This is a genomic window from Mesorhizobium sp. M1399 (assembly GCF_040317735.1).
Lineage (GTDB): Bacteria > Pseudomonadota > Alphaproteobacteria > Rhizobiales > Rhizobiaceae > Mesorhizobium.
In genome coordinates, this window is record NZ_JAMYKZ010000002.1 from 132,719 (window position 1) to 153,574 (window position 20,856).

22 protein-coding genes are annotated in these 20,856 nt (G+C 65.4%); 12 read left to right on the forward strand and 10 right to left on the reverse strand.

Annotated features, from left to right (window positions below; all coding sequences use genetic code 11):
- On the reverse strand, positions 1–1,044 hold the full coding sequence (locus NKH05_RS03125) for a class II aldolase/adducin family protein (protein WP_353025019.1): 1,044 nt from the start codon (positions 1,042–1,044) through the stop codon (positions 1–3).
- 229 nt (positions 1,045–1,273) lie between these two features.
- On the opposite strand from NKH05_RS03125, the gene NKH05_RS03130 reads away from it, so the two are divergent.
- The 6 genes from NKH05_RS03130 (at position 1,274) to NKH05_RS03155 (ending at position 8,006) form a co-directional block, all read left to right on the forward strand.
- Positions 1,274–2,056, forward strand: a complete 783-nt coding sequence (locus NKH05_RS03130; protein ID WP_023721392.1) for a DeoR/GlpR family DNA-binding transcription regulator — start codon at positions 1,274–1,276, stop codon at positions 2,054–2,056.
- Entirely contained in the window at positions 2,053–3,432 is a 1,380-nt protein-coding gene (locus NKH05_RS03135) for an FGGY-family carbohydrate kinase (protein WP_353025020.1), read from the forward strand. Before NKH05_RS03130 ends, NKH05_RS03135 begins: the two co-directional genes overlap by 4 nt.
- Positions 3,429–4,973, forward strand: a complete 1,545-nt coding sequence (locus NKH05_RS03140; RefSeq protein WP_352643719.1) for a sugar ABC transporter ATP-binding protein — start codon at positions 3,429–3,431, stop codon at positions 4,971–4,973. The genes NKH05_RS03135 and NKH05_RS03140 overlap by 4 nt, the downstream gene beginning before the upstream one ends.
- A gap of 20 nt (positions 4,974–4,993) precedes the next feature.
- A complete protein-coding gene (locus NKH05_RS03145; protein WP_502895841.1) occupies positions 4,994–5,971 on the forward strand; it encodes an ABC transporter permease subunit in 978 nt (325 codons plus the stop codon).
- A gap of 85 nt (positions 5,972–6,056) precedes the next feature.
- Positions 6,057–6,995 (forward strand): ABC transporter substrate-binding protein, encoded by a 939-nt coding sequence (locus tag NKH05_RS03150; protein ID WP_023721388.1) that lies wholly within the window; start codon positions 6,057–6,059, stop codon positions 6,993–6,995.
- Positions 6,996–7,112: 117 nt separating this feature from the next.
- Positions 7,113–8,006: a sugar phosphate isomerase/epimerase family protein gene (locus tag NKH05_RS03155; protein WP_023721387.1), complete on the forward strand. Its 894-nt coding sequence runs from the start codon at positions 7,113–7,115 to the stop codon at positions 8,004–8,006.
- 43 nt (positions 8,007–8,049) lie between these two features.
- Here NKH05_RS03155 and NKH05_RS03160 read toward each other — a convergent pair whose 3' ends face one another.
- Positions 8,050–8,505 carry a Crp/Fnr family transcriptional regulator gene (locus tag NKH05_RS03160; protein WP_023680480.1) on the reverse strand — a complete coding sequence of 152 codons (456 nt, stop codon included), beginning with the start codon at positions 8,503–8,505 and terminating at the stop codon, positions 8,050–8,052.
- A gap of 195 nt (positions 8,506–8,700) precedes the next feature.
- Positions 8,701–9,384 (reverse strand): response regulator transcription factor, encoded by a 684-nt coding sequence (locus tag NKH05_RS03165; protein WP_023721386.1) that lies wholly within the window; start codon positions 9,382–9,384, stop codon positions 8,701–8,703.
- Positions 9,385–9,528: 144 nt separating this feature from the next.
- On the opposite strand from NKH05_RS03165, the gene NKH05_RS03170 reads away from it, so the two are divergent.
- Positions 9,529–10,065 (forward strand): L,D-transpeptidase family protein, encoded by a 537-nt coding sequence (locus NKH05_RS03170; protein ID WP_245278686.1) that lies wholly within the window; start codon positions 9,529–9,531, stop codon positions 10,063–10,065.
- Between the two features lie 114 nt (positions 10,066–10,179).
- Here the strand turns inward: NKH05_RS03170 and NKH05_RS03175 are convergent, their stop codons facing one another.
- Entirely contained in the window at positions 10,180–10,425 is a 246-nt protein-coding gene (locus tag NKH05_RS03175) for a hypothetical protein (protein WP_023721384.1), read from the reverse strand.
- Positions 10,426–10,587: 162 nt separating this feature from the next.
- Here NKH05_RS03175 and gcvA point away from each other — a divergent pair, with 162 nt between their 5' ends.
- Positions 10,588–11,508: a transcriptional regulator GcvA gene (gcvA, locus tag NKH05_RS03180; protein ID WP_023721383.1), complete on the forward strand. Its 921-nt coding sequence runs from the start codon at positions 10,588–10,590 to the stop codon at positions 11,506–11,508.
- Positions 11,509–11,511: 3 nt separating this feature from the next.
- On the opposite strand, the gene NKH05_RS03185 is transcribed toward gcvA, so the two are convergent.
- From NKH05_RS03185 to tsaD, 6 genes are all read right to left on the reverse strand, one after another.
- Positions 11,512–11,931 carry a DUF1761 domain-containing protein gene (locus tag NKH05_RS03185; protein ID WP_023721382.1) on the reverse strand — a complete coding sequence of 140 codons (420 nt, stop codon included), beginning with the start codon at positions 11,929–11,931 and terminating at the stop codon, positions 11,512–11,514.
- Positions 11,932–11,979: 48 nt separating this feature from the next.
- Complete coding sequence (locus tag NKH05_RS03190) at positions 11,980–12,636, reverse strand: class I SAM-dependent methyltransferase (RefSeq protein ID WP_023721381.1); 657 nt, start codon at positions 12,634–12,636, stop codon at positions 11,980–11,982.
- Entirely contained in the window at positions 12,633–13,058 is a 426-nt protein-coding gene (locus tag NKH05_RS03195) for an EVE domain-containing protein (protein ID WP_352494080.1), read from the reverse strand. Before NKH05_RS03195 ends, NKH05_RS03190 begins: the two co-directional genes overlap by 4 nt.
- Before the next feature lie 135 nt (positions 13,059–13,193).
- Positions 13,194–13,490 (reverse strand): YciI-like protein, encoded by a 297-nt coding sequence (locus NKH05_RS03200; protein ID WP_023721379.1) that lies wholly within the window; start codon positions 13,488–13,490, stop codon positions 13,194–13,196.
- Positions 13,491–13,516: 26 nt separating this feature from the next.
- Positions 13,517–14,518, reverse strand: a complete 1,002-nt coding sequence (locus NKH05_RS03205) for an NAD(P)H-dependent glycerol-3-phosphate dehydrogenase (RefSeq protein ID WP_352494081.1) — start codon at positions 14,516–14,518, stop codon at positions 13,517–13,519.
- 11 nt (positions 14,519–14,529) lie between these two features.
- Positions 14,530–15,615, reverse strand: a complete 1,086-nt coding sequence (gene tsaD / locus NKH05_RS03210) for a tRNA (adenosine(37)-N6)-threonylcarbamoyltransferase complex transferase subunit TsaD (RefSeq protein ID WP_031194644.1) — start codon at positions 15,613–15,615, stop codon at positions 14,530–14,532.
- A gap of 106 nt (positions 15,616–15,721) precedes the next feature.
- On the opposite strand from tsaD, the gene hemC reads away from it, so the two are divergent.
- From hemC to NKH05_RS03230, 4 genes are all read left to right on the forward strand, one after another.
- The gene (hemC, locus tag NKH05_RS03215; RefSeq protein ID WP_023721376.1) at positions 15,722–16,648 is read left to right on the forward strand and encodes a hydroxymethylbilane synthase; all 927 of its coding nucleotides are present in this window, start codon (positions 15,722–15,724) and stop codon (positions 16,646–16,648) included.
- Between the two features lies 1 nt (position 16,649).
- Positions 16,650–17,366 carry a uroporphyrinogen-III synthase gene (locus tag NKH05_RS03220; RefSeq protein WP_023721375.1) on the forward strand — a complete coding sequence of 239 codons (717 nt, stop codon included), beginning with the start codon at positions 16,650–16,652 and terminating at the stop codon, positions 17,364–17,366.
- Positions 17,367–17,703: 337 nt separating this feature from the next.
- Positions 17,704–19,209 carry a COG4223 family protein gene (locus tag NKH05_RS03225; protein ID WP_023721374.1) on the forward strand — a complete coding sequence of 502 codons (1,506 nt, stop codon included), beginning with the start codon at positions 17,704–17,706 and terminating at the stop codon, positions 19,207–19,209.
- Between the two features lie 8 nt (positions 19,210–19,217).
- Complete coding sequence (locus tag NKH05_RS03230; protein ID WP_352481013.1) at positions 19,218–20,834, forward strand: heme biosynthesis protein HemY; 1,617 nt, start codon at positions 19,218–19,220, stop codon at positions 20,832–20,834.
- Positions 20,835–20,856 lie beyond the last annotated feature (22 nt).

Sequence of the window (20,856 nt, forward strand, 5' to 3'; positions counted from 1 at the left end):
TCAGCTGCCTCCGGCATTGAGTTTCTGGCGATATTTTTCGGCGTCCCAGTTGATCAGTTCGTCATTCTCCGCCGCTGTCAGATAATTCAGCTTCGCAGCGACATCGACCCGCGCCGTCACGTCGGCGAGGCAGCCCTGCATGGCGTCGGCGCCGGCGCCGGCGTCGCCGCGCATCAGCACGCCAAGGCCGGGAAACAGGATCGCCACGGGTGCGGCGCCGCAGCGCTCGATCACGCGCTTCACATCCTCGTCCGGTCTCGCCACGACCGAACCCTCGCCGAGAAAGATGACGTGGTCGGGGTAGAGGCTGCCCCCTGCCGCCATGCGGCAGCATTCGGGGTCGATCGCCACCGCATGCGCCTCGACGTCGGCCGGCAGTCTGTAGCCGCTGCCGCCGGCGAGCGCCGTCAGCGCCACGATGTCCGGTTCTGCCACCTGGCGCGGCGGCCGCGCCAAGAGCCGGGTTACGCGCCGTAGCAGCATGTCGGCCGCGGCGACGGTCTCGGCTGCAACGACCAGGCCGTGATTGCCGAGGATCAGGATGTCTACGCCTGGCCGCAGGCGCTCGGCGATGCCCTGGGCGAGCGGCAGCCCCGGCCGGCGATAAGGAACATACGCCCATTGGTGGCCATCGAGCCGCCTGGCGATCTCGGCCTCGCAATCGGCCTGCACTGCCAGCGAAATGGTCTCGACGCAGTGGACATGCAGAACGATGCGCTGCGGCATCAGCGCATGCACCGTGGTCTCGATCGACGGACGCAAGCCGCGTGGATTGAGGGCGCCGATGGCGAAGGCCTGCGGCTGTTCGGCGGCCGGGTCGCGCCGTTCGATGGCTTCAAGCAATGGCGGGATGCTGACCGGCACCATGATGTCTGCGGTAAGCGCGTCCTTCAGCCAGGTACCGGAGGCCTTGATCCAGAGCGTGTCGCCGGCTTTCAGCGAGGTATTGCCGCCGGCGGCCTGGGTCAGATGCGGGTCGCTGCCGATGACGGCCGAAAGCGACCGCAGCGCTGCCAATTCCTGCGCATCCGCACTGATCGTCATCGAAATTCCTCCACAAACCGGCCGCGTGGCCACGGCTTTGGACGGCCCGTTGCCGGGACTAAGACCGACGCTGGTATCGCAGATGCGAGTAAGTTACGTCAACAGTGATGTTATCGCGTCAAATCACGCTTGCAATCCGAGGCCCGTTGAGTAAGTTGCACCAATTGCCGTGCAAAATGGCAATGCCGTGCAAAATGGCTTGGGAGGCAAGCGCATTGGGAGGTAAGGGTTGAGCGACTCCGGCCGCCAGCGCCAGATTGTCGAGCTTTTGCGAGACCGGCCTTTCGCATCGGTGCGCGAGCTGCAGGAGCGGCTTGGCGTGTCGGCGGCGACGGTGCGGCGCGACATCGACAAGATCGACGAGGCCGGCGAAGCGCGCAAGGTCTATGGCGGCATCTCGGCGCTCGATGGCGCTTCGCAAGTCGGCGTCGCCTATGCCAGGCCCTATGACGAGAACCGCGACCTCGCCGTCGAGGCCAAGCGGCAGATCGCCGCTCTCGCCGCCACCATGGTGCGCGACGGCGACGCGGTCATCGTGCATGGCGGTTCGACCTGCTTCCATCTCGGCGTCAAGCTCGCCGACCGCAACATCCGGCTCTACACCAACTCGATGCCGCTCGCGGCCTATCTCAGCGATCACGGCCATTGCAGCCTGACCGTCGCCGGCGGCGAACTGCACCGCGAGCCGGGTATCATCCATTCGCTGACCCAGACGGTGCCGTTCTACGCCTCGAAGTTCTTTCTCGGCGCGCAAGGCATCGGCCAGGAAGGCCTTCTGGAATCGCACCCGCTGCTGGTTCGCTCGATCGTCGAGCTCAGCCTCTGCGCCGACCAGATCGTCGTGCTGGCCGACAGCCGCAAACTGTCGATCCACGCCCGCAACGTGGCGCTGCCGCTGTCGCGGATCGGTACGCTGGTCACCGATGAGGGCCTGTCCGACACCGACGCGCGCATGCTCGAAGATGCCGGCGTCATGGTGCGCATCGCCGCTTCCTCGGGAGGCGCCCAGTGAAAGTAGCCGTCCTCGATTTCGGCAAGACCAATTCGAAGCTGTTCGTCTTCGGCCAGGACGGACGCATCCTCGACGAGCGCCGCACCCAGCCGAGCTGGATCCGCAAAAACGGCTTCAGCGTGCTCGACGAGGCAACGCTGCACGACTGGGCGGCCCGCGCCATCGATGACGCCGTCGACACGCATGGCGTGGAAGGGCTGATGGTATCCGGCCATGGCTGCACCTTCGCGTTGGTCAACGACGCCGCGCTGACGCATCCGATCCTCGATTACGAGCAGGAACCGCCGGCCGAGATCGCCGCGCAAATCGATCGCCGCATTCCGGATTTTGCCGAGACCTTTTCGCCGCGCCTGCCGCTTGGCTTCAACTACGGCCGCCACATGTTGTGGCTGAAGGAGGTGGAGCCCGGTGCCTTCGCCGCAGCGAAATCGATCCTCGGCTACCCCCAATACTGGAGCTGGCGCCTTGGTGGCCGGCCGGTATCGGAAGTGTCCTATCTCGGCTGCCACTCGCATTTATGGGCGCCGCGCAAACGCGATTTCAGCTCGCTGGTCGATGGCGGGGGCTGGCGCGGCCAGATGCCCGCCTTCGAGCGTGCCGGCGCGGTGATCGGCGAGCAGCGCTTCGGCCGAGCCGCGAAGCCGGTCGCCATCCATAATGGCGTCCACGACAGCAATGCCGCGCTCCATGCCTACCGCCGGCAGCAGCTCGGGCCGGTGACCGTGGTCTCGACCGGCACCTGGGTCGTCGTTCTCAATCCGGACTGTCCTCTCGACGCACTCGACGGCGAGCGCGACATGCTGGTCAACGTCGATGTCGATGGCGGCCCGGTGCCAACCATCCGCTTCATGGGCGGCCGCGAATTCGCGACGATCAGCGCCGGCTGGCAGGGCGCCATCGCGCCGTCATCGATACAGCGGGTGATCGACGCCGGCATCATGGCGCTGCCGAGCTTCGCGCCCGGCGGCCCGATGGCACACCGGCGCGGCGAACTGGTCGGGCGCACGCCCAACGCCGACGAACGCGCGGCCATGGCGCTGCTCTATGTCGCGCTGATGGTCGATTTGTGCCTCGAGCTGATCCATTCCGATAATACCGTCATCGTCGACGGCGGCCTGAACAATGGCGGGCTGCTTGCCGCGCTGCTGGCGCAAGTGCGTCCCGGGCAGGCCTTCCTGCAGGGCGCAACGCTGGAGGGCAGCGCCACCGGTGCCGCAGCACTTGCCTTCGAAAGCGTCGGACGCGAGTTTGCCACCGAGGCGCCGGAGGCGGTGCATGCGGCAAGCTTCAGCGGCCTTGCCGGCTACCGCAACGACTGGCGCGGCCTTGCCGCCGATCGGGGTGCCCCCAGAGCAGCTGCGGGAGGTGCGCGATGAGCGCCATCGCCCGGATCGAGACGGTGCGCCAGCCGGTGCTGGAGATGCGCCACATCTCGAAGACATTCGGCCCGATCCGCGCCCTGCACGATGTGTCGCTGACCGTCCATGCCGGCGAGCTGCACGCGCTGATGGGTGAGAACGGTGCCGGCAAGTCGACGCTGATGAAGGTGCTGTCCGGTGCCTACCGGCCGGATCCCGGCGGCGAAATCCTGATCGACGGCATGCCGGCCGCCACCGGCGACCCGATCAAGGCACGCGCCGCCGGCATTGCGGTCATCTACCAGGAGCTGTCGCTGGCGCCCAATCTGTCGGTGGCGCAGAACATTTTCCTCGGCAACGAGCCGCGACGGTTCGGCATCGTCGATCGCGAGCAGTGTAACCGGCGCGCCAGCGACATCATCGCGCGGCTCGGCGTGACTTTTTCAGCGCGCACCCCGGTCAGCAGCCTGTCGCTCGGCGAACGCCAGTTGGTCGAAATCGCCCGCGCGCTGTCGACCAATGCGCGCATCATCGTCATGGACGAGCCGACCACCTCGCTGACCTCGCGTGAGACCGACCGGCTGTTCGAGGTGATCGCGACGCTGAAGTCGCAAGGTATCGCCATCATCTACATCAGCCACCGCATGGAAGAGGTCTACCAGCTCGCCGACCGCGTCAGCGTGCTGCGCGACAGCGGCTATGTCGGCACGCTCGACCGCGCCGATCTGAACGCCTCGCGCCTGGTATCGATGATGGTCGGACGCGATCTGTCGACGTTCTACAAGAAGGATCACCGCCCGCCGGACAGCAAGCGCGCCGTCGCGCTGTCGGTGCGCGGCATGTCGGACGGCAATTTCATAAGGAATTGCTCCTTCGACCTCCACAAAGGCGAGGTGCTGGCGCTGGCCGGCCTGGTCGGCTCGGGCCGCACCGAACTGGCACGACTGATCTTCGGCGCCGACAGGCACATATCGGGCACGCTGGAGCTCGGCGGCAAACCGATATCCATCGGTTCGCCAAGCGAGGCGCTGGATGCCGGCATCGCCTACCTGACCGAGGACCGCAAGCAACTTGGCCTGTTCCTCGACATGTCGATCTCCGACAACATCAGCATGGGCGTGCTGGCAAGGGACGCGAAGGCCGGCGGTCTGCGCGACTTCGCGGCTGCCGAAAAGCGCGCCGCCAAGGCGGTGTCCGAGCTCTCCATCCGCACCAGCTCGGTGCAGGCCAATGCCGGCTCGCTGTCGGGTGGCAACCAGCAGAAGGTGCTGCTCGCCCGCCTGCTGGAAACAGAGCCGCAGGTCGTCATCCTCGATGAGCCGACCCGCGGCGTCGACGTCGGGGCGAAGTCGGAAATCTACCGGCTGATCGACAATCTGGCCAAGAAAGGCATCGCCATCCTGATGATCTCCAGCGAACTGCCGGAGGTGATCGGCATCGCCGACCGCGTGCTGGTGATGCGCGACGGCACCATTGCCGGCGAGGTAACGGCGTCGGAGGGCGAGCCACTGCGGCAGGAAGCGATCATGGAACTTGCAACGGGAGCGGCTCAGCGATGACCGACAAAGTGGCCGACACGATGAAAGCGGACGACCGGGCGGTCGGCAGGAGCACAAGGTGGCGCACCGCCATCGCTGCGCTCGGCATGCTGCCGATCCTGATTCTGCTGGCGGTCGGCTTCCAGTTCATCAACCCGCGCTTTTTCACCCAGACCAATCTGCTGATCGTCATGCAGCAATCGTCGATCAACATCGTGTTGGCGGCCGGCATGACCTTCGTCATCCTGACCGGCGGCATCGACCTGTCCGTCGGCTCGATCCTTGCCGCCTCGGCGATGGTGGCGGTGATGGTGTCGCTGGTGCCCGATTGGGGACTGCTGGGCGTGCCGGCGGCCATTCTCGTCGGGCTCGGCTTCGGCGTCATCAACGGCCTGCTGATCGCCTACATCAAGCTGCCGCCCTTCATCGTCACGCTGGGATCACTGACCGCCGTGCGCGGCGTCGCCCGGTTGCTTGGCCAGGACACGACGGTGTTCAACTCGGACCTGCCGTTCGACTTCATCGGCAACGGTTCGCAGTTCGGCGTTCCATGGCTGGTCATCATCGCGCTGGCGGTCGTGGTGCTGTCCTGGCTGGTGCTCAAGCGCACCGTGCTTGGCACCTGGATCTACGCCGTCGGCGGCAACGCCGAGGCCGCCAGACTGACCGGCATCAAGGTGCCGCTGGTGCTGCTCTTCGTCTACGGCGTTTCCGGCCTTCTGGCCGGCCTTGGCGGCGCCATGTCGGCGGCCCGGCTCTATGCCGCCAACGGGCTGCAGCTCGGCCAGTCCTACGAACTCGACGCCATTGCCGCGGTCATCCTCGGCGGCACCAGCTTCGTCGGCGGCGTCGGCTCGATCTGGGGCACGCTGATCGGCGGCCTGATCATCGCCGTGCTGTCAAATGGGCTCATCCTCGCCGGTGTTTCCGACATCTGGCAGTACATCATCAAGGGATTGGTCATCATCGTGGCGGTCGCCCTCGACCGTTACCGGCTCCAGGCAGGAGCAAGAACGTGATGGCCCTTAGTCGCCGGCGTCCATCGAGCCGGTTTCATGTGTAACGCACCGTGAGAGGCGCGGGCATCAGGAGGAAAATAAAACAATGAAGATCATCGCTAAACTGCTCTGCGGCGTCGCCCTTGCAGCCGCCGTCATCGCGCCGGCATCGGCCAAGGACCTGAACAAGGTCGGCATCTCGGTCGGCCTGCTCGGCAACCCGTTCTTCGTCGCCACCATCAAGGGCATCGAGGACGCGGCCAAGAAAATCAACCCGAATGTGCAGGTGACATCGGTATCGGCCGACTACGATCTCAACAAGCAGGTCTCGCAGGTCGATTCCTTCATCGCCGCCGGCGTCGACGTCATCATGCTCAATGCCGTCGATGCCAAGGCGATCGCACCGGCGGTGAAGAAGGCACAGGCGGCCGGCATCGTCGTTGCCGCTTTTGACGTTTCGGCGCCGGGCGCCGACGTCACCGTGATGACCAACAATGTCAAGGCCGGCGAAGAGGCGTGCCAGTATCTGGTCGACCATACCGGCGGCAAGGGCGACTACGTCATCCTCAACGGCCCGGCCTCGTCGTCGATCCTGGAGAGGGTCAAGGGCTGCAAGGACGTGCTGGCAAAACACCCCGACATCAAGGTCCTTTCAGACGACCAGAACGCCGAAGGCTCACGTGACGGCGGCTTGAAAGTGTTCCAGTCGCTGCTGACCCGTTTCGACAAGATCGACGCGGTGTTCGCCATCAACGATCCGACGGCGATCGGCGCCCAGCTTGCGGCCAAGCAGCTCAACCGCTCGGAGTTCATCTTCACGGCGGTCGACGGCGCGCCCGATATCGAGAAGGAACTCGCTTCCGGCACGTCGATGATCAAGGCCTCGGCCTCGCAGGATCCCTATGTGATGGCCGGCCAGTCGCTGACGATGGCGGCTGACCTGCTTGCCGGCAAGAAGCCGGCCGAGCCGACGGTGCTGCTCGACCCGAAGCTGATCACGGCCGACAATTTGAAGGATTACAAGGGCTGGACCGCAGCTCGCTAAACCTCCCAAGCCTGGTGCGGCCGGTATGACCGGCCGCACCTTTTTTGTCTGAGCAACGGATTGCCAAACACCGATTTGGACTTGGGTCCGCTACTGCTGGAATAACCGGAGACAATCATGTCGCGCATCGGAATCCACTCATTCGTCTGGTCGGCGAGCTCGACGCAGAGCGATCTCGAGCGGACGCTGGCCAACACCAGCGAAGCCGGCTTCGACCTGATCGAATTCTCCTATCTCGACCCCGCCAATGTCGACATTGACGGCTTGGCCAAGCGGATAGCCGATCTCGGCCTCGGCGTCGCGATCAGCATCGGACTGCCGGCCGACGGCGATATTTCGAGCGCCGACAAAACGATTGCGGCGCACGGCGTCGAAATCCTGAAACGTACGATCGCGCTGACTCGCGATCTCGGCGGCCAGAAGGTTGCCGGCATCCTCAGCACCAGCCACGGTTTGCAGAGCGAGGCGCCGACGCGCGACCAGTGGAACCGCAGCGCCGGCACGCTTGCCGAGGTGGCGGAGACGGCAAAGTCAGCCGGCGTCACCCTCAACCTTGAGATCGTCAACCGCTTCGAAAGCAACCTGCTCAACACCGCCGCGCAAGGCATGGCCTTTCTCGAGGACAGCGGCTCCGACAACATCTTCCTGCATCTCGACACGTTCCACATGAACATCGAGGAGGCCGATGTCGGATTGGCCATCCGCAACGCCGCAAAGAAAATCGGCTATGTCCATATCGGCGAGAGCCATCGCGGCTTCCTCGGCACCGGCAATATCGATTTCGCCGGGATATTCGATGCGCTGACCGCTATCGGCTACAGCGACGACCTCAGCTTCGAATCCTTCTCGTCGGAAATCGTCGACGAGAACCTGTCGCGGAAAACCGCGATCTGGCGCAATCTGTGGACCGACAATATGGAGCTGGCCAAACATGCGCGCCGCTTCATTGCGCTCGGACTGGAGACGGCGCGGCGCAAGGCGGAGCTTGTTTCCGCAACGCACCGGCCTTGAGAACTCGCAAATTCCGAAATCTGGTTAAACCAGAGGCGCTACATTAGCCGGCAAAACGCGGCCCAAGTTCCTCGATCCGGCGGATCATCGCCTGGAAATCCTCCAATATGCGCTGGTGCAAGTGAACCGCCAGCTCCGGGTATTCCTCGAGGATGCGGCGGAACATCTTGCGGCTGAGCCGCAGCACTTCCGAATCGATTTCGGCGGAGGCGCTGGTCAGCCGGTTGGTGTCGGCGATCAGCGCCAGTTCGCTGAGTATGGTGCCGGGACCGGCGGTGCCGATCGGGATGCGCTCCCCGTCGTGCTCGCGATAGAGCACGATGCGGCCGCTGACCACGATGTAGGCCGAATCAGCTTCGTCGTCCTCGCGATAAAGCTTGTGGTCGGCTTTCAGCATGGTGGTTTCGGCGCCGAAGGCGAGCAGACGCAGCTGTTCCTGCGTAAAGCCCTCGAAGAGCCTCACGGTGGACAGGATGCGGATGTCGTCATCCAGCGCCATCTAGCTATGTCCCCGAACCGTCAGTCCCACTCCTCCCTAGAGCGCCGCGCGTCCCCCGGACGCGCAAGGCGTTTCAAAAATCGGTTCCGCTCCTTGGACCCGATGCCTCCGCGAGTTCGATCCAGACCCACCTCCAGCTCAGGACCGTACCCGAAAAGCGCCCCGCCCGGATCGCTTATTTGAATAATGAAATGTTTAAGGAACCAGCTTGTAGCCGCCGCTTTCTGTCACGAGAATTTCCGCGTTGGAAGGATCGCGCTCGATCTTCTGGCGCAGCCGGTAGACGTGGGTTTCGAGCGTATGCGTGGTGACGCCGGAATTGTAGCCCCAGACTTCCTCCAGCAGCACGTCGCGGGTCACCACCTTCTGGTCGGCGCGGTAGAGATATTTGATGATCGAGGCTTCCTTTTCGGTCAGCCGCACCTTGGCGCCGCGCGGGTCGATCAGAAGCTTCTGGCTGGGCTTGAACGTGTAGGGGCCGACCGAGAAAGTGGCGTCCTCGCTCTGCTCGTGCTGGCGCAGCTGGGCGCGAATGCGGGCCAGCAGCACGGCAAAGCGGAACGGCTTGGTCACATAGTCGTTGGCGCCGGCCTCGAGACCAAGGATCGTGTCGGAATCGGTGTCGTGGCCGGTCAGCATGATGATCGGCGCCTTGTAGCCGCCCTTGCGCAATATCTTCACCGCCTCGCGGCCATCCATGTCGGGCAGGCCGACATCCATGATGAGCAGGTCGATAAGCCCGCCGCGCGCCGCGGCGACGCCTTTGGCGGCGGTCGCTTCCTGCAGGACATCGAATTCCTCATAAAGCGACAATTGCTCGACAAGGGTGCCGCGCAGGTCGTCATCGTCGTCAACGATCAGAATGGTGCGTGAAGTCATGGATCAATCCGTTGTTTTGAAAAGAGATTTCAGTTGACCGCTGCCTGTTTATGCGGAAGCTGACCGGCACAACAGCCGTTCACAGTGATTTGTTCCGTGGCACGATCATACAAGAAAAAACACGATCGCAATGCAGTCGGCGCAATTTTGCCGAAAGGGCTTACCGTGCTCACCGTGCGCGCGCGGCCCGGCCATGCCAGCCAGGGCTTTCTACAGGCCGGCAAACTCGTGTTTCCATGTGCGCTGGGGCATGGCGGCATCTCGGCCGGCAAGCGCGAGGGCGATGGCGCCACGCCGCTCGCCTCGATGCGGATATTGTCGGGATATTTTCGCGGCGACCGTTTTTCCAGCGGCCGCCGGACGCGGCTGGCGATGACGCCGATCGGCCGCGACCTCGGCTGGTGCGAAGTGCCTGGGGACCGCAACTACAACCGCCCGGTCAAAATCCCCTATGGTGCCAGCCATGAGCGGATGCAGCGGGCCGACGATCTCTACGATGCTTGCCTAGTGCTGGACTGGAACATTGTGCCGCGCCGGCGCGGGCGCGGCAGCGCCATCTTCTTCCACCTGGCGCGCCCCGGCTTCACGCCGACGCAAGGCTGCGTCGCGGTAACAGCCCGCACCATGGCACGGCTGCTGCCGCTGCTGTCGGAGCGGACGGTGGTGAGGGTGGTAAGGTAAGGGAATAGGGGAATAAGGGAGTAGGGGAATAGGGCAGTAAAAGTAGAGACAGGGGCGGGCGCGCCGCTTAGCTCCCCTACTCCCCTACTCCCCTACTCCCTACTCCCCTACTCACTACTCCCCTACTCCCCTACTCCTTTGCCACCCTATGTCGAGAAGGCCGAGCCGGCCGAGTTCGCGGTCCATGGCGCGTGCGATGTCCTTGCGTTCGCTACCGATGTCGCGCAGCTGGCGATCGGAGAGATCCTCGACATTCTCGTAGGGAAGATTGGCCGCGATTCTCGCGTGCCGAAGCCAGTCGAGCACGGCGCGCAGCCAGGCCGGGCGGAGGGTTACAGAGCGCAGGGCGATGTCAGACATGGTGCAATCCGCTTCTCCGGACATCAAATCCGGTTTGATGTTTCTTCGATGCTCAGATCATGGCGGATTGAAATTCAAACGGGAAACGAGTAGTTTTTTCTGCATCTTCAAGTTTTGTTTGAGGATTGGAATGCTCGACCGAACCCTCCTCGTCTGGCCCTGATGGCGCGCCTGCTGCCTGGAACCCGTGCGCTGCGGACGCTGGAGGCGGCGGCCCGGCACCTCAATTTCACCCGCGCCGCCGACGAGCTCGGCCTGACGCCGGCAGCGGTCAGCCACCAGATCAAGGAAATCGAGGATCAGCTCGGCATCATGCTGTTCACACGCACCAGCCGCACAATCCGGCTCACCGAGGCGGGTGCGGTGCTGTTCGAGGCCTCGACCGACGCGCTCGACCTGCTTGGCCGCGCGGTCTCACGGGCGCAGAAGACGGCGCGCGGATCGGCGCTGCTGAAGGTCACCCTCGATGCGCAATTCGCGACGAAGTGGCTGATGCGGCGCGTCGACGATTTTCGCAAACAGCATCCGGCAATCGAGCTGCGCTTCGATATCAGCTATGAGGTGCGCGATTTCGACCGCGACGATGTCGATGTCGGCATCCGTTTCGGCGCCGGCAAATATCCGGGGCTTCGCTCGCACCGGCTGTTCGAAAACGTCATCATTCCCGTCTGCAGTCCGGCCTTGCTGCGGTCAGGGCCGCCGCTCAAGGAGCCACGCGACCTGTTCCATCATACGCTGGCGCATATCGAGTGGTCGCGCCAGGGCGTCACCTGGCCGAACTGGAGCATGTGGATGGCGGCGGCGGGCGTCGACGATTTCGACGACAGCCGGACCATCGTGTTCGGCAATTCGACGGATGCCGTGCAGGCCGCGCTCGACGGCAACGCGGTTGCGCTCGCCGATTTCGCCATGGTGGCAAACGACCTTTCGGAAGGCCGGCTGATCCGGCCCTTTGAACTCGGCATCAAGGTCGCGCCCGAATTCGCCTATTTCCTGGTCTATCCCGAAAGTGCGGCGAACGATCCGCGCATCGTCGCCTTTCGCGATTGGCTTCTCGAGGAAGTCGCCAAGACCCCAACCTAAAGGTCAGCCTGTCGCCGCCGCGCCGAACCAGCCGATCACCGCGCCGATGAGAAGCATCACGCCGAGCCAATGGCCGACATCGATGAGCGTCAGATCCCAGCCGAAACCTTCGTAGCGATGGTTGACCGAAAGCGTCGTGGCGACGAACCCCAGCCAGAGAACGAAGCCGAAGATCACCCCGGCAAGCAGGCTCGGTTCGCCGCCGGTCACTGCGCCGATGATCAGCGACATGACCAGCGCCATGACAAGCTCCGCGACGAAGGAGACGACGAAGGGCAGCATCGACTTGCTCATCGTCGCCGGATCAAGCTTGGCGGCCTTCAGCCACGGCTTGCTCAGGCCCATATACCAGGCCGCGCCGAACAGCCACGCCACCACGGCGGCGACGATTACCGCCAGCCAATTGATTGCTGAAAAATCCATGATTCCCTCCGGTCGATTGCGCGATGGAACGCCTGTTCGGCGATGCCGTCAAGCAAGGCACCAGACGGTGGTGCGCTTGACCTCGGCGTCCTCCAGCGCGCGGGTCACCGCCACTTCGTAGACGGCAAGCGGTTCCAGCCCGGTCTTCGGCAAATAGGAGCGGCCGGGATCGCCGACGAGGATGTCGGCGCCGCGCGCCTTCAACGCTGCGAACCACGGCATCAGCCTGTCGGCGAAAGCTTTGTCGTAGAAGACGTCGCCGGCCAGCACCAGATCCCAGCCCGCATCGGTGCCGATGCAGTCGCCGGCGAGGAATTCTATCTCGACGCCATTGGCCTCGGCATTGAGGCGGACCGCGGTCGCGCAGAACGGGTCAATGTCGGCGGCGATCACCTCGGCAGATCCGGCCTTCACTGCTGCAATGGCGACGAGGCCGGAGCCGGAGGCGAAGTCGAGCACGCGCCTGCCGCGCACCGCCGCCGGATTGTCGAGGATGTAGCGGGCAAGGCCTTGGCCGCCGGCCCAGGCGAAGGCCCAGAAGGGCGGCGGCAGGCCGATTTCGGTCAGCTCATCCTCGGTCCGCTGCCACAATTCATGCGCCTCGTCGGCCAGCTGCAGGCGTATCTCCGGCACATGCGGCGGCGCCATCAGCGCCGTGTTGTCGAGGATGAATTTCTTGGCGCTGTCCGGCGTCAGCGCCGTCATGGCGCCGGCGTCAGTCCGCTCATGCGGCAGACCTCCTGCCATTCGGCAGGCGTCACCGGCTGCACGGACAGCCGCCCGAGCCGCACCAGCGCCATGTCGGCCAGCTTTGGATTGGCCTTGGCCTGTTCCAGCGTCACCGGCTTCGGCATGTCCTTGAAGGCGCGGATATCGACGCACTCCCAGCGGGGATCGTCGGTCGTGCTGTCCTGATGGGCCAGAGCGCAGATTTCGGCGATGCCGACTATGTCGAGCCCATCATTGGAATGGTAGAAAAAGCCGAGATCGCCGATCTGCATCGCCTTCATGTTGTTGCGCGCCGCATAATTGCGCACGCCGTCCCATTGCGTGCCGGCCTTGCCCTTGGCCTTGAGGTCCTCGAAGGAGAAGACCGAGGGTTCGGATTTGAACAGCCAGTAGTTCATTGTCTTGCTCCTCCTCAGGTGCCGTCGCGACTAAAAGCGCGTCGCGTTCGACCGGCGTCATGCGACGCGCTTCAGGTTCTTGTTTTATGCATGTCGTTATCACAAAACCGCTGCACACTTTTGCGCGACATGCATTTAGATACCCGCCGGTTTGTTGAAGCTCCAGTTCCACTGCCGGATTTCGACGCTTTCGAACAGCCCTGCCTTGGTATAGGGATCGGCCGCCGACAGGGCTTTTGCCGCAGCCAGATCGGGCGCCTCGACAACGGCGAGAGTGCCGTTCGGCTTGCCGTCTGCGTCGAGGAACGGGCCGGCGAAGGCCAATTTCTTGTCACCGTTCAGCCCTTCCAGGAAGGCAAGGTGCTTAGGCCGCGTATCGAGCCGCACCTGCAGGCTTCCTGGCTTGTCCTTGCAAATCAACGCAAACAGCATCTTTCCATCTCCGCAATCGTTCGGGATTACATGTCGGTTTCGGTTTTGAGCGGCCTGGTCATCAACGCCGACACAGCCTGGTCTATGGTGACGGTGCCGTCCAGTATGGCGGCGACGGCGGCGATGATCGGCGCGTCGATCCGGCGCTCGCCGGCGATGCGGGCGGCGATCGCCGCCGTCGGCACGCCTTCAGCCAGAGGCAGGCCGGCAAGCGGCTTGCCTTGCCCGAGCGCCAGCCCATAGGCGAAATTGCGCGACTGGGCGGACGAGCAGGTGAGCAGCAGGTCGCCGAGGCCGGAAAGCCCCATCAGCGTCTCCGGCTTTGCGCCGAAGGCGGCACCGATGCGGCGCAATTCGACGAAGCCGCGCGTCACCATTGCGGCCTGGGCGCTGGCGCCGAGCCCGGCGCCGGTAACGGCACCCGCGGCGATGGCAAAGACGTTCTTCAGCGCGCCGCCGATCTCGACGCCGATCAGGTCGTCGCTCCAATAACAACGCAGGTTTTCAGCCGAGAAACGGGCGGCAAGGTCGGTGGCCAGAGCCTCGTCGCGGGCGGCGACCACCACGGCCGTGGGCAGGCCCCTGGCGACGTCGGTGGCAAAGCTTGGGCCGGACAAAGCGGCGACCGGATTTGCCGGCAGGATTTCCTCGGCAATGGACGACAGCAGCGCGCCGGTGTCGCGCTCGATGCCCTTGGCGCAGAGCACCAGCGGGACGCCTTTCGGCACATGGCTGGACGCGGCCGTCAGCATGGCGCGCAACGATTGCGCCGGCGCCACCGCCAGCACGCAGTCGGCGTCGGCGAGAGCCAGTTTGATGTCACTTGTCGCCGCGATGCCGGGATCGAGCGCGATGCCGGGCAGATAGCGCGGATTTTCGCCACGGTCGATCGCCGCGACGGTCTCCGGGTCGCGCGCGAACAGCCGGACCGAATGGCCGGCGCGCAGCATGGCCAGCGCCAGCGCCGTGCCCCAGGCACCGCCGCCAAGCACGGCGACACGCCAGCCGGCGCTGGCTTTGCGCGTCATGGCTTTGCTCGTCACGCCTTGGCCCCGCGCCGGCCAGAGCCGACCATCGGGGCCGAGACGCTGTCCAGCGGCCAGCGCGAGCGCGGCACGAAATCGGCGGCGTTTTCGCCTGATATGCCGGCGCGCAGCCGCTCGATGCCGGCCCAGGCGATCATCGCCGCATTGTCGGTGCAGAGATTAAGCGGCGGGGCGACGAAGCTGAACCCGGCCTGTTCGCACAGCGCTTGCAATGTCGCCTTGATCGTCCGGTTGGCGGCGACGCCGCCGGCGACAACCAGCGCAGGCTCGGCCTTGTCCGGGAATTGCTGACGGAATCTGGTCAGCGCCCGCGAAACACGGTCGCCGAGCGCATCCGCCACCGCCGCCTGGAACGAGGCGCAGATATCGGCGACGTCCTGGTCGCTCAGCGGGGCGATCGCGGATGCCGCCTGGCGCACTGCGGTCTTGAGGCCGGAAAAGGAAAAATCGGGCTGCGCCGAGCCCTTCATCGGGCGCGGAAACGCAAAACGGGCCGCATCGCCATTTGCCGCCGCCTTCTCGACATTCGGTCCGCCCGGATAGGGCAGGCCGAGCATCTTGGCCGTCTTGTCGAAGGCTTCGCCAAGCGCGTCGTCGATGGTCGTCGCCCAGCGCTGGTAGTCGCCGACGCCGCGCACGGCGACGATCTGGGTATGGCCGCCGGAAACCAGCAGCAAGAGGTAGGGAAAGTCGAGCCCGTCGGTTAATCTGGCCGTCAGCGCGTGGCCTTCGAGATGGTTGACGGCGATCAGCGGTTTTTTAGCTGCCGCGGCGATTGCTTTTGCCGTCATCAGGCCGACGATCAGCCCGCCGACAAGACCGGGACCGGCGGTGGCGGCAATCGCATCGATGTCGGCGAGGTCGACGCCGGAATCGGCCAGCGCTGCCTCGATGATGCCGTCGAGCGCCTCGACATGGGCGCGCGCGGCAATCTCCGGCACGACGCCGCCGAAAGCGGCATGCTCCTCGATCTGGCTGAGCACGATGTTCGACAGGATTTGCGGCGTGCTGCGACCGTCCAGCGCCACCACGCTGGCGGCGGTCTCGTCGCAACTCGTCTCGATGCCCAGAACGCGGATCAATTCGTCGCTGTCTCCAAGGATTGTACGGCCTGCCTTTCCCCGATAGGAGGAAGCCGGAAAGACGGACCTCGATCCTGCCGGGGGTTATCACGGACGGCGCGCCATGCAAACAACCTTGAAAATCGGAACACGCGGCAGCCCGCTGGCATTGGCGCAGGCGCATGAAACGCAGGCGCGGCTGATGACGGCGCATGGCATGCCGGCCGAGGCGTTCGAGGTGGTCGTCATCTCGACCAGCGGCGATCGCATCCAGGACCGGCCGCTGTCGGAAGCTGGCGGCAAGGGCCTGTTCACCAAGGAGATCGAGGAGGCGTTGCTGGCGCGGCGCATCGACATCGCCGTGCATTCGTCGAAGGACATGCCTACGCTGTTGCCCGAGGGGCTGGAACTGGCCGCCTTCCTGCCGCGCGAGGACGCACGCGATGCCTTCATCGGCAAGGCGGCGCGAACGATTGCCGGCCTGCCGCAAGGCGCCAGGGTCGGCTCGTCGTCGCTCAGGCGCCAGGCACTGATCCGGCGGATGCGGCCGGACATCGACGTGGTGATGTTTCGCGGCAATGTGCAGACGCGGCTGCGCAAGCTCGACGAAGGCATCGCCGACGGCACCATCCTCGCCTATGCCGGGCTGAAGCGGCTCGGGCTCGAAAATGTCGTCACCGACCTGATGCCGCTCGACGTCTTTCCGCCGGCGCCGGGGCAAGGCGCGATCTGTATCGAGAGCCGCATCGGCGACCGCGACGTGGAAGCGATGCTGGCGGCAATCCACGACGTGCCGACCGGCCAGGCGCTGGCCTGCGAGCGCGCCTTCCTGGCGGCGCTCGACGGCTCCTGCCGCACCCCGATCGCCGGCCATGCGACGATATCCGGCGCAACGGTTTCCTTTGCCGGGCTGATCATCTCGCCCGATGGCACGCAGTCGCATGAAGTCAGGCTGGAAGGGCCAGCGCAGGAGGCGGCGCGCATTGGCGCGGAAGCCGCCGCGACCGTTCGGGCCAAAGCCGGCGAAACATTCTTCGACGGCTGGACCTGACATGCTCCGCGTCCTGGTGACGAGACCCGAACCGGGCGCCTTGCGCACGGCGCGCCGGCTTGCGGATGCCGGCTTTCAGCCGATCCTGCTGCCGCTGACCGAAACGGTGGCGCTGCCCGTCGACGTCGGCGCGGTCGCCGATGCGGCTGCGGCGGTCGCGGCCACCAGTGCCAACGGCGTTCGCCATGCGCCGAAAGAGGTCATCGCGGCGCTCGCCGGCTTGCCGTGCCACACCGTCGGCAGGAAGACGGCGGAAGCCGCCCGCGCGGCCGGGTTTCTGTCGGTCAGCGAAGGCCCAGGGAATGCCGAGGCGCTGGCCGATGCGCTTGCTGGTGGTTACGCGGGGCAGACCATCGTCTATCTCTGCGGGCGGGTGCGCTTTCCGGGCTTCGAGGAGCGGCTGCAGGCGGCGGGCGCTCAGGTCCGCGCCGTCGAGACCTACGACACCGTTGTGCTGGATTACTCCGACGAGGCCGTGCTTGCGCGCCTGTCCGCCCGGCCGGTCGAGGCGGTGCTGCTCTATTCGGCCAAGGCGGCCATGGCGATGCAGGCCCTGGCTAGCCGGCCGGCGGTGCGCGGTTTTTTTGAAGAGACGCGCTTTTTCGCATTGTCGGGACGTATTGCCGCGGCCTTGGATGATGCCGCTGGCGAAAGGATCCGGATTGCGCCTGAGCCCAGCGAAGATGCCTTGCTGGGGCTTTTGCAGGCGCGGCGCTGACCGGCATCCGCCTGTTCCGGACGTTGGCATACCTCCTGCGGGCTCCTGAAACATTCCGCAGCTAAGCTGGGGCGATTGTCCGCGACACAGCTATTTTGTTCTTGCTTTGTGCCGGCAGCTATGCTAGAAAATCACTTATGGTGCTGATTCGCCCCAACGACCCGCCGCCGAGGCGGGTTTTTCATTTCTGGTTCCGCATGCCGTGTCCCAAAACCGCTGCGGCGTTTTGCCAAAACTGAACTCCAAGCCGTGGCGTCATCACGCCGCCCCTTTTCACCGCTTGGTGATGTGCTAGACCCTTCAAACCATCCCGAAGCGAATTTTGCGGAGCCCGAGCATGGTCAAGACGCCGAAGATGCGGCATTCCAAGAGCCGCCGTGAGCCGGTGACCATCGATCTCGAGCCCGGCGCCGTCTCGCGAGTCGCCGACGAACAGGATGCCAGCTCGCAGCAGCCGGCCGCGGCGCAGACCTACGAGGCGCGGGCCGAGGAAGCGGCGAACGCATCGCAGCCGGAGCCGCCTGAGGAGCCGGTGCATGCCGACCAGACCGATCTCGAACCATGGGAACATGCCGACGCAGCCGCGCGGGCCGGCACGCAAGAGCCGACGGACGCAGGCGCCGATTCTGCCAGGGAAGCGGAAATCCCTTATCCGGCCGGTTCGGATGCGCCGGTCGGTCGCTTCACGGCTTCCGACTACAGTTTCGAAGATGCACCCAGCGGAACCGGGGCCAACGAACCGAGGATACCAGGTTCCGGCGAGAAGACAGCTGAGACGAGGGACGACCATATGGCAGCGCAGCCGAAGCGGAGCGGCATCAACGGCATCGCCGCCGGTATTGTCGGCGGCGTCATCGCGCTGGCCGCCGCCGGCGGGCTGCAATTTGCCGGCCTGCTCGGGGCGCCGGGGTCGGGCGGCGTGTCGCTCGACCCCGTCAATAGTGAGATCGCTTCGCTGAAACGCGAGGTCGCGGACCTCAGACAGGCCGACGCCAACAATGACGCATCAGCCAAGGTGGACGGGCTGTCGTCGGCGCTGGATCAGGTCAGGGCGGACGTCACGGCGCTCAAATCGGCGGTCGAGCAAGGCGGCGCCGGCGACAATGCCGGGCTGGCCGCACTTGGCGACAAGGTCCGGCAGATCGAGACGGCGGTCGCGGGCCTCGGCAAGGCCGGCGGCACGGCGCCGGTCGATCTCGAGCCGCTCAACGAAAGGCTGGCCGCGCTCGACGCGCTGGTGAAATCGGCCGGCGAGACGGCAAAGGCGCAGGAAGGCCGGCTTGCGGCGCTGGAACAGTCGGTTTCACAGCTCTCGGGCAAGGTCGATGCACAGGCTTCGCAGCCGAAGATCGCGCTGGCCATTGCCGCCTCGGCGCTCAAGGCAGCGCTCGACCGCGGTGCGCCGTTCGCGACCGAACTCGAAACCTTTGCCGCGATCTCACCCGATGCACCCGAGATCGCGACGCTGCGCGCCTATGCCGAAAAGGGCGTCCCAACGCGCGCCGAGATCGCCGCCGAAGCGGACGCCACCGCCAACGCCATGGTCGCTGCCGCGACGCCTGTCGACCAGAATGCCGGCATCCTGCAAAAGCTGCTGTCGAGCGCCGAATCGCTGGTCAAGGTCAGGCCGATCGGTGCGGTCGAGGGCGCCGGCGCCCCGGAAACCGTCGCCCGCATGGAGGTCGCCGTCAATCAGGGCGACTACGCCAAGGCGCTCAGCGAATACGAAACGCTGCCTGAAGCGGCCAAGGCCGCCGGCGCCGACTTTGCCGGCAAACTGAAAGCGCGGATGGAGGTCGAGACGCAGATCGATTCACTCATCGCTGGCGCGATGAAGGCGTGAGGAACCCGATGATCCGCATCCTCGCCTTCCTTGCCGTCGTCTTTGCGCTCGGGCTCGGGTTCGCCTGGCTGGCCGACCGGCCGGGTGAAATGCTCGTCACCTTCAACGGCTATCAATACCAGGTCAGCCTGATGGTCGCGGCGGTGGCGATCGTTGCCGTGGTTGCCGCGGTGATGATCGTCTGGTGGCTGGTCAAGGCGCTGTGGACCAGCCCCTATACGATCTCGCGCTATTTCCGCGTGCGGCGCCGCGACCGCGGCTATCAGGCGCTGTCGACCGGCATGATCGCCGCCGGCGCCGGTGACGGCGCGCTCGCCCGCAAGAAGACCAAGGAAGCGGCAAAGCTGATCCGCTCCGACCAGGAGCCGCTGATCCAGCTGCTCGACGCGCAGGCCTCGCTGCTCGAAGGCGACCATGAGGGCGCCCGCGAAAAGTTCGAGACCATGCTCGACGATCCCGAAATGCGGCTGCTCGGCCTGCGCGGACTGTATCTCGAAGCCGAGCGGCTCGGCGACCGCAACGCAGCCCGCCACTATGCCGGCCGTGCGGCGGCGGTGGCGCCGCAGCTGGCCTGGGCGGCCGAATCGACGCTGGAAGATCTGACCGGGCGTGGCGACTGGGATGGTGCGCTGAAACTTGTCGACGCCCAGAAGTCAACGCGGCAGATCGAGCGCGACGCCGCTAACCGGCGCCGCGCTGTGCTGCTGACCGCCAAGGCGCAGGCGCTGATCGACAGCGATGCCAATGCCGCCCGGACGGCGGCTCTCGAAGCCAACCGGCTGCGGCCGGATTTCGCGCCGGCGGCGGTCGCCGCGGCGAAATTGCTGTTTCGGCTGAACGACGTGCGCAAGGGCTCGAAAATCCTCGAGGCGGCGTGGAAGGCCGAGCCGCACCCGGAGATCGCCGAGCTCTACACCCATGCCAGGCCCGGCGATGCCGTGCTCGACCGGCTGAACCGGGCAAAGAAGCTGCAGGACCTGAAGAAGAACCATGCCGAGGCCTCGCTTGCCGTGGCGCGCGCCGCGCTCGATGCGCAGGACTTTTCAACCGCGCGCCGCGAGGCCGAAGCCGCCATCCGCATCGATCGCCGCGAAGGCGCCTATCTGCTGCTGGCCGATATCGAGGAGGCCGAGACCGGCGACCAGGGCAAGGTGCGGCAGTTGCTGTCGAAGGCGGTGAGAGCGCCGCGCGACCCGGCCTGGGTCGCCGACGGCGTCGTCTCCGACCGCTGGGCTCCGGTATCGCCGATCACCGGCAGGCTCGATGCATTCGAATGGCGAGCGCCGATGGAGCGGCTCGGCCAGTTGATCGACAGCGATGAGGATACGCAGGAGGCATCGGTGCCGGCAATTGCGGCTTCAGCCAAGCCGGTACAGGAAACAGCCGAGGCGATCGAGCACACAGCGGTTGCTGCCGAGACTCCGGGCACCGCGACCGAAGCAGAGACCGAAAACCGTGCCGGCGAGGATCATGTGACACCGGTCGCCGCGGCGGCGTTTGCCGCGGTGCCGGACGATGCCGAAGCCGTCGAGCCGGCGCAGGAGTTGACGCGGCTGCCCGACGACCCCGGCGTCGACCCCGACGACGAGGCGGGTAAATCGACGCGCCGGTTTCGTTTGTTCTGATCCGGGTCGAGTGGACCCGGTC

Coding starts and splice junctions, on each gene's coding strand:
- NKH05_RS03145 (WP_502895841.1), top strand. CDS start 4,994: ATGAAAGCGGACGACCGGGCGGTCGGCAGGAGCACAAGGTGGCGCACC.
- NKH05_RS03160 (WP_023680480.1), bottom strand. CDS start 8,505: ATGGCGCTGGATGACGACATCCGCATCCTGTCCACCGTGAGGCTCTTC.
- NKH05_RS03200 (WP_023721379.1), bottom strand. CDS start 13,490: ATGCTGTTTGCGTTGATTTGCAAGGACAAGCCAGGAAGCCTGCAGGTG.
- hemC (WP_023721376.1), top strand. CDS start 15,722: ATGCAAACAACCTTGAAAATCGGAACACGCGGCAGCCCGCTGGCATTG.
- NKH05_RS03175 (WP_023721384.1), bottom strand. CDS start 10,425: ATGTCTGACATCGCCCTGCGCTCTGTAACCCTCCGCCCGGCCTGGCTG.
- NKH05_RS03230 (WP_352481013.1), top strand. CDS start 19,218: ATGATCCGCATCCTCGCCTTCCTTGCCGTCGTCTTTGCGCTCGGGCTC.
- NKH05_RS03190 (WP_023721381.1), bottom strand. CDS start 12,636: ATGACGGCGCTGACGCCGGACAGCGCCAAGAAATTCATCCTCGACAAC.
- NKH05_RS03205 (WP_352494081.1), bottom strand. CDS start 14,518: ATGACGCGCAAAGCCAGCGCCGGCTGGCGTGTCGCCGTGCTTGGCGGC.
- NKH05_RS03225 (WP_023721374.1), top strand. CDS start 17,704: ATGGTCAAGACGCCGAAGATGCGGCATTCCAAGAGCCGCCGTGAGCCG.
- NKH05_RS03185 (WP_023721382.1), bottom strand. CDS start 11,931: ATGGATTTTTCAGCAATCAATTGGCTGGCGGTAATCGTCGCCGCCGTG.
- gcvA (WP_023721383.1), top strand. CDS start 10,588: ATGGCGCGCCTGCTGCCTGGAACCCGTGCGCTGCGGACGCTGGAGGCG.
- NKH05_RS03165 (WP_023721386.1), bottom strand. CDS start 9,384: ATGACTTCACGCACCATTCTGATCGTTGACGACGATGACGACCTGCGC.
- NKH05_RS03220 (WP_023721375.1), top strand. CDS start 16,650: ATGCTCCGCGTCCTGGTGACGAGACCCGAACCGGGCGCCTTGCGCACG.
- NKH05_RS03125 (WP_353025019.1), bottom strand. CDS start 1,044: ATGACGATCAGTGCGGATGCGCAGGAATTGGCAGCGCTGCGGTCGCTT.
- NKH05_RS03150 (WP_023721388.1), top strand. CDS start 6,057: ATGAAGATCATCGCTAAACTGCTCTGCGGCGTCGCCCTTGCAGCCGCC.
- NKH05_RS03140 (WP_352643719.1), top strand. CDS start 3,429: ATGAGCGCCATCGCCCGGATCGAGACGGTGCGCCAGCCGGTGCTGGAG.
- NKH05_RS03155 (WP_023721387.1), top strand. CDS start 7,113: ATGTCGCGCATCGGAATCCACTCATTCGTCTGGTCGGCGAGCTCGACG.
- NKH05_RS03195 (WP_352494080.1), bottom strand. CDS start 13,058: ATGAACTACTGGCTGTTCAAATCCGAACCCTCGGTCTTCTCCTTCGAG.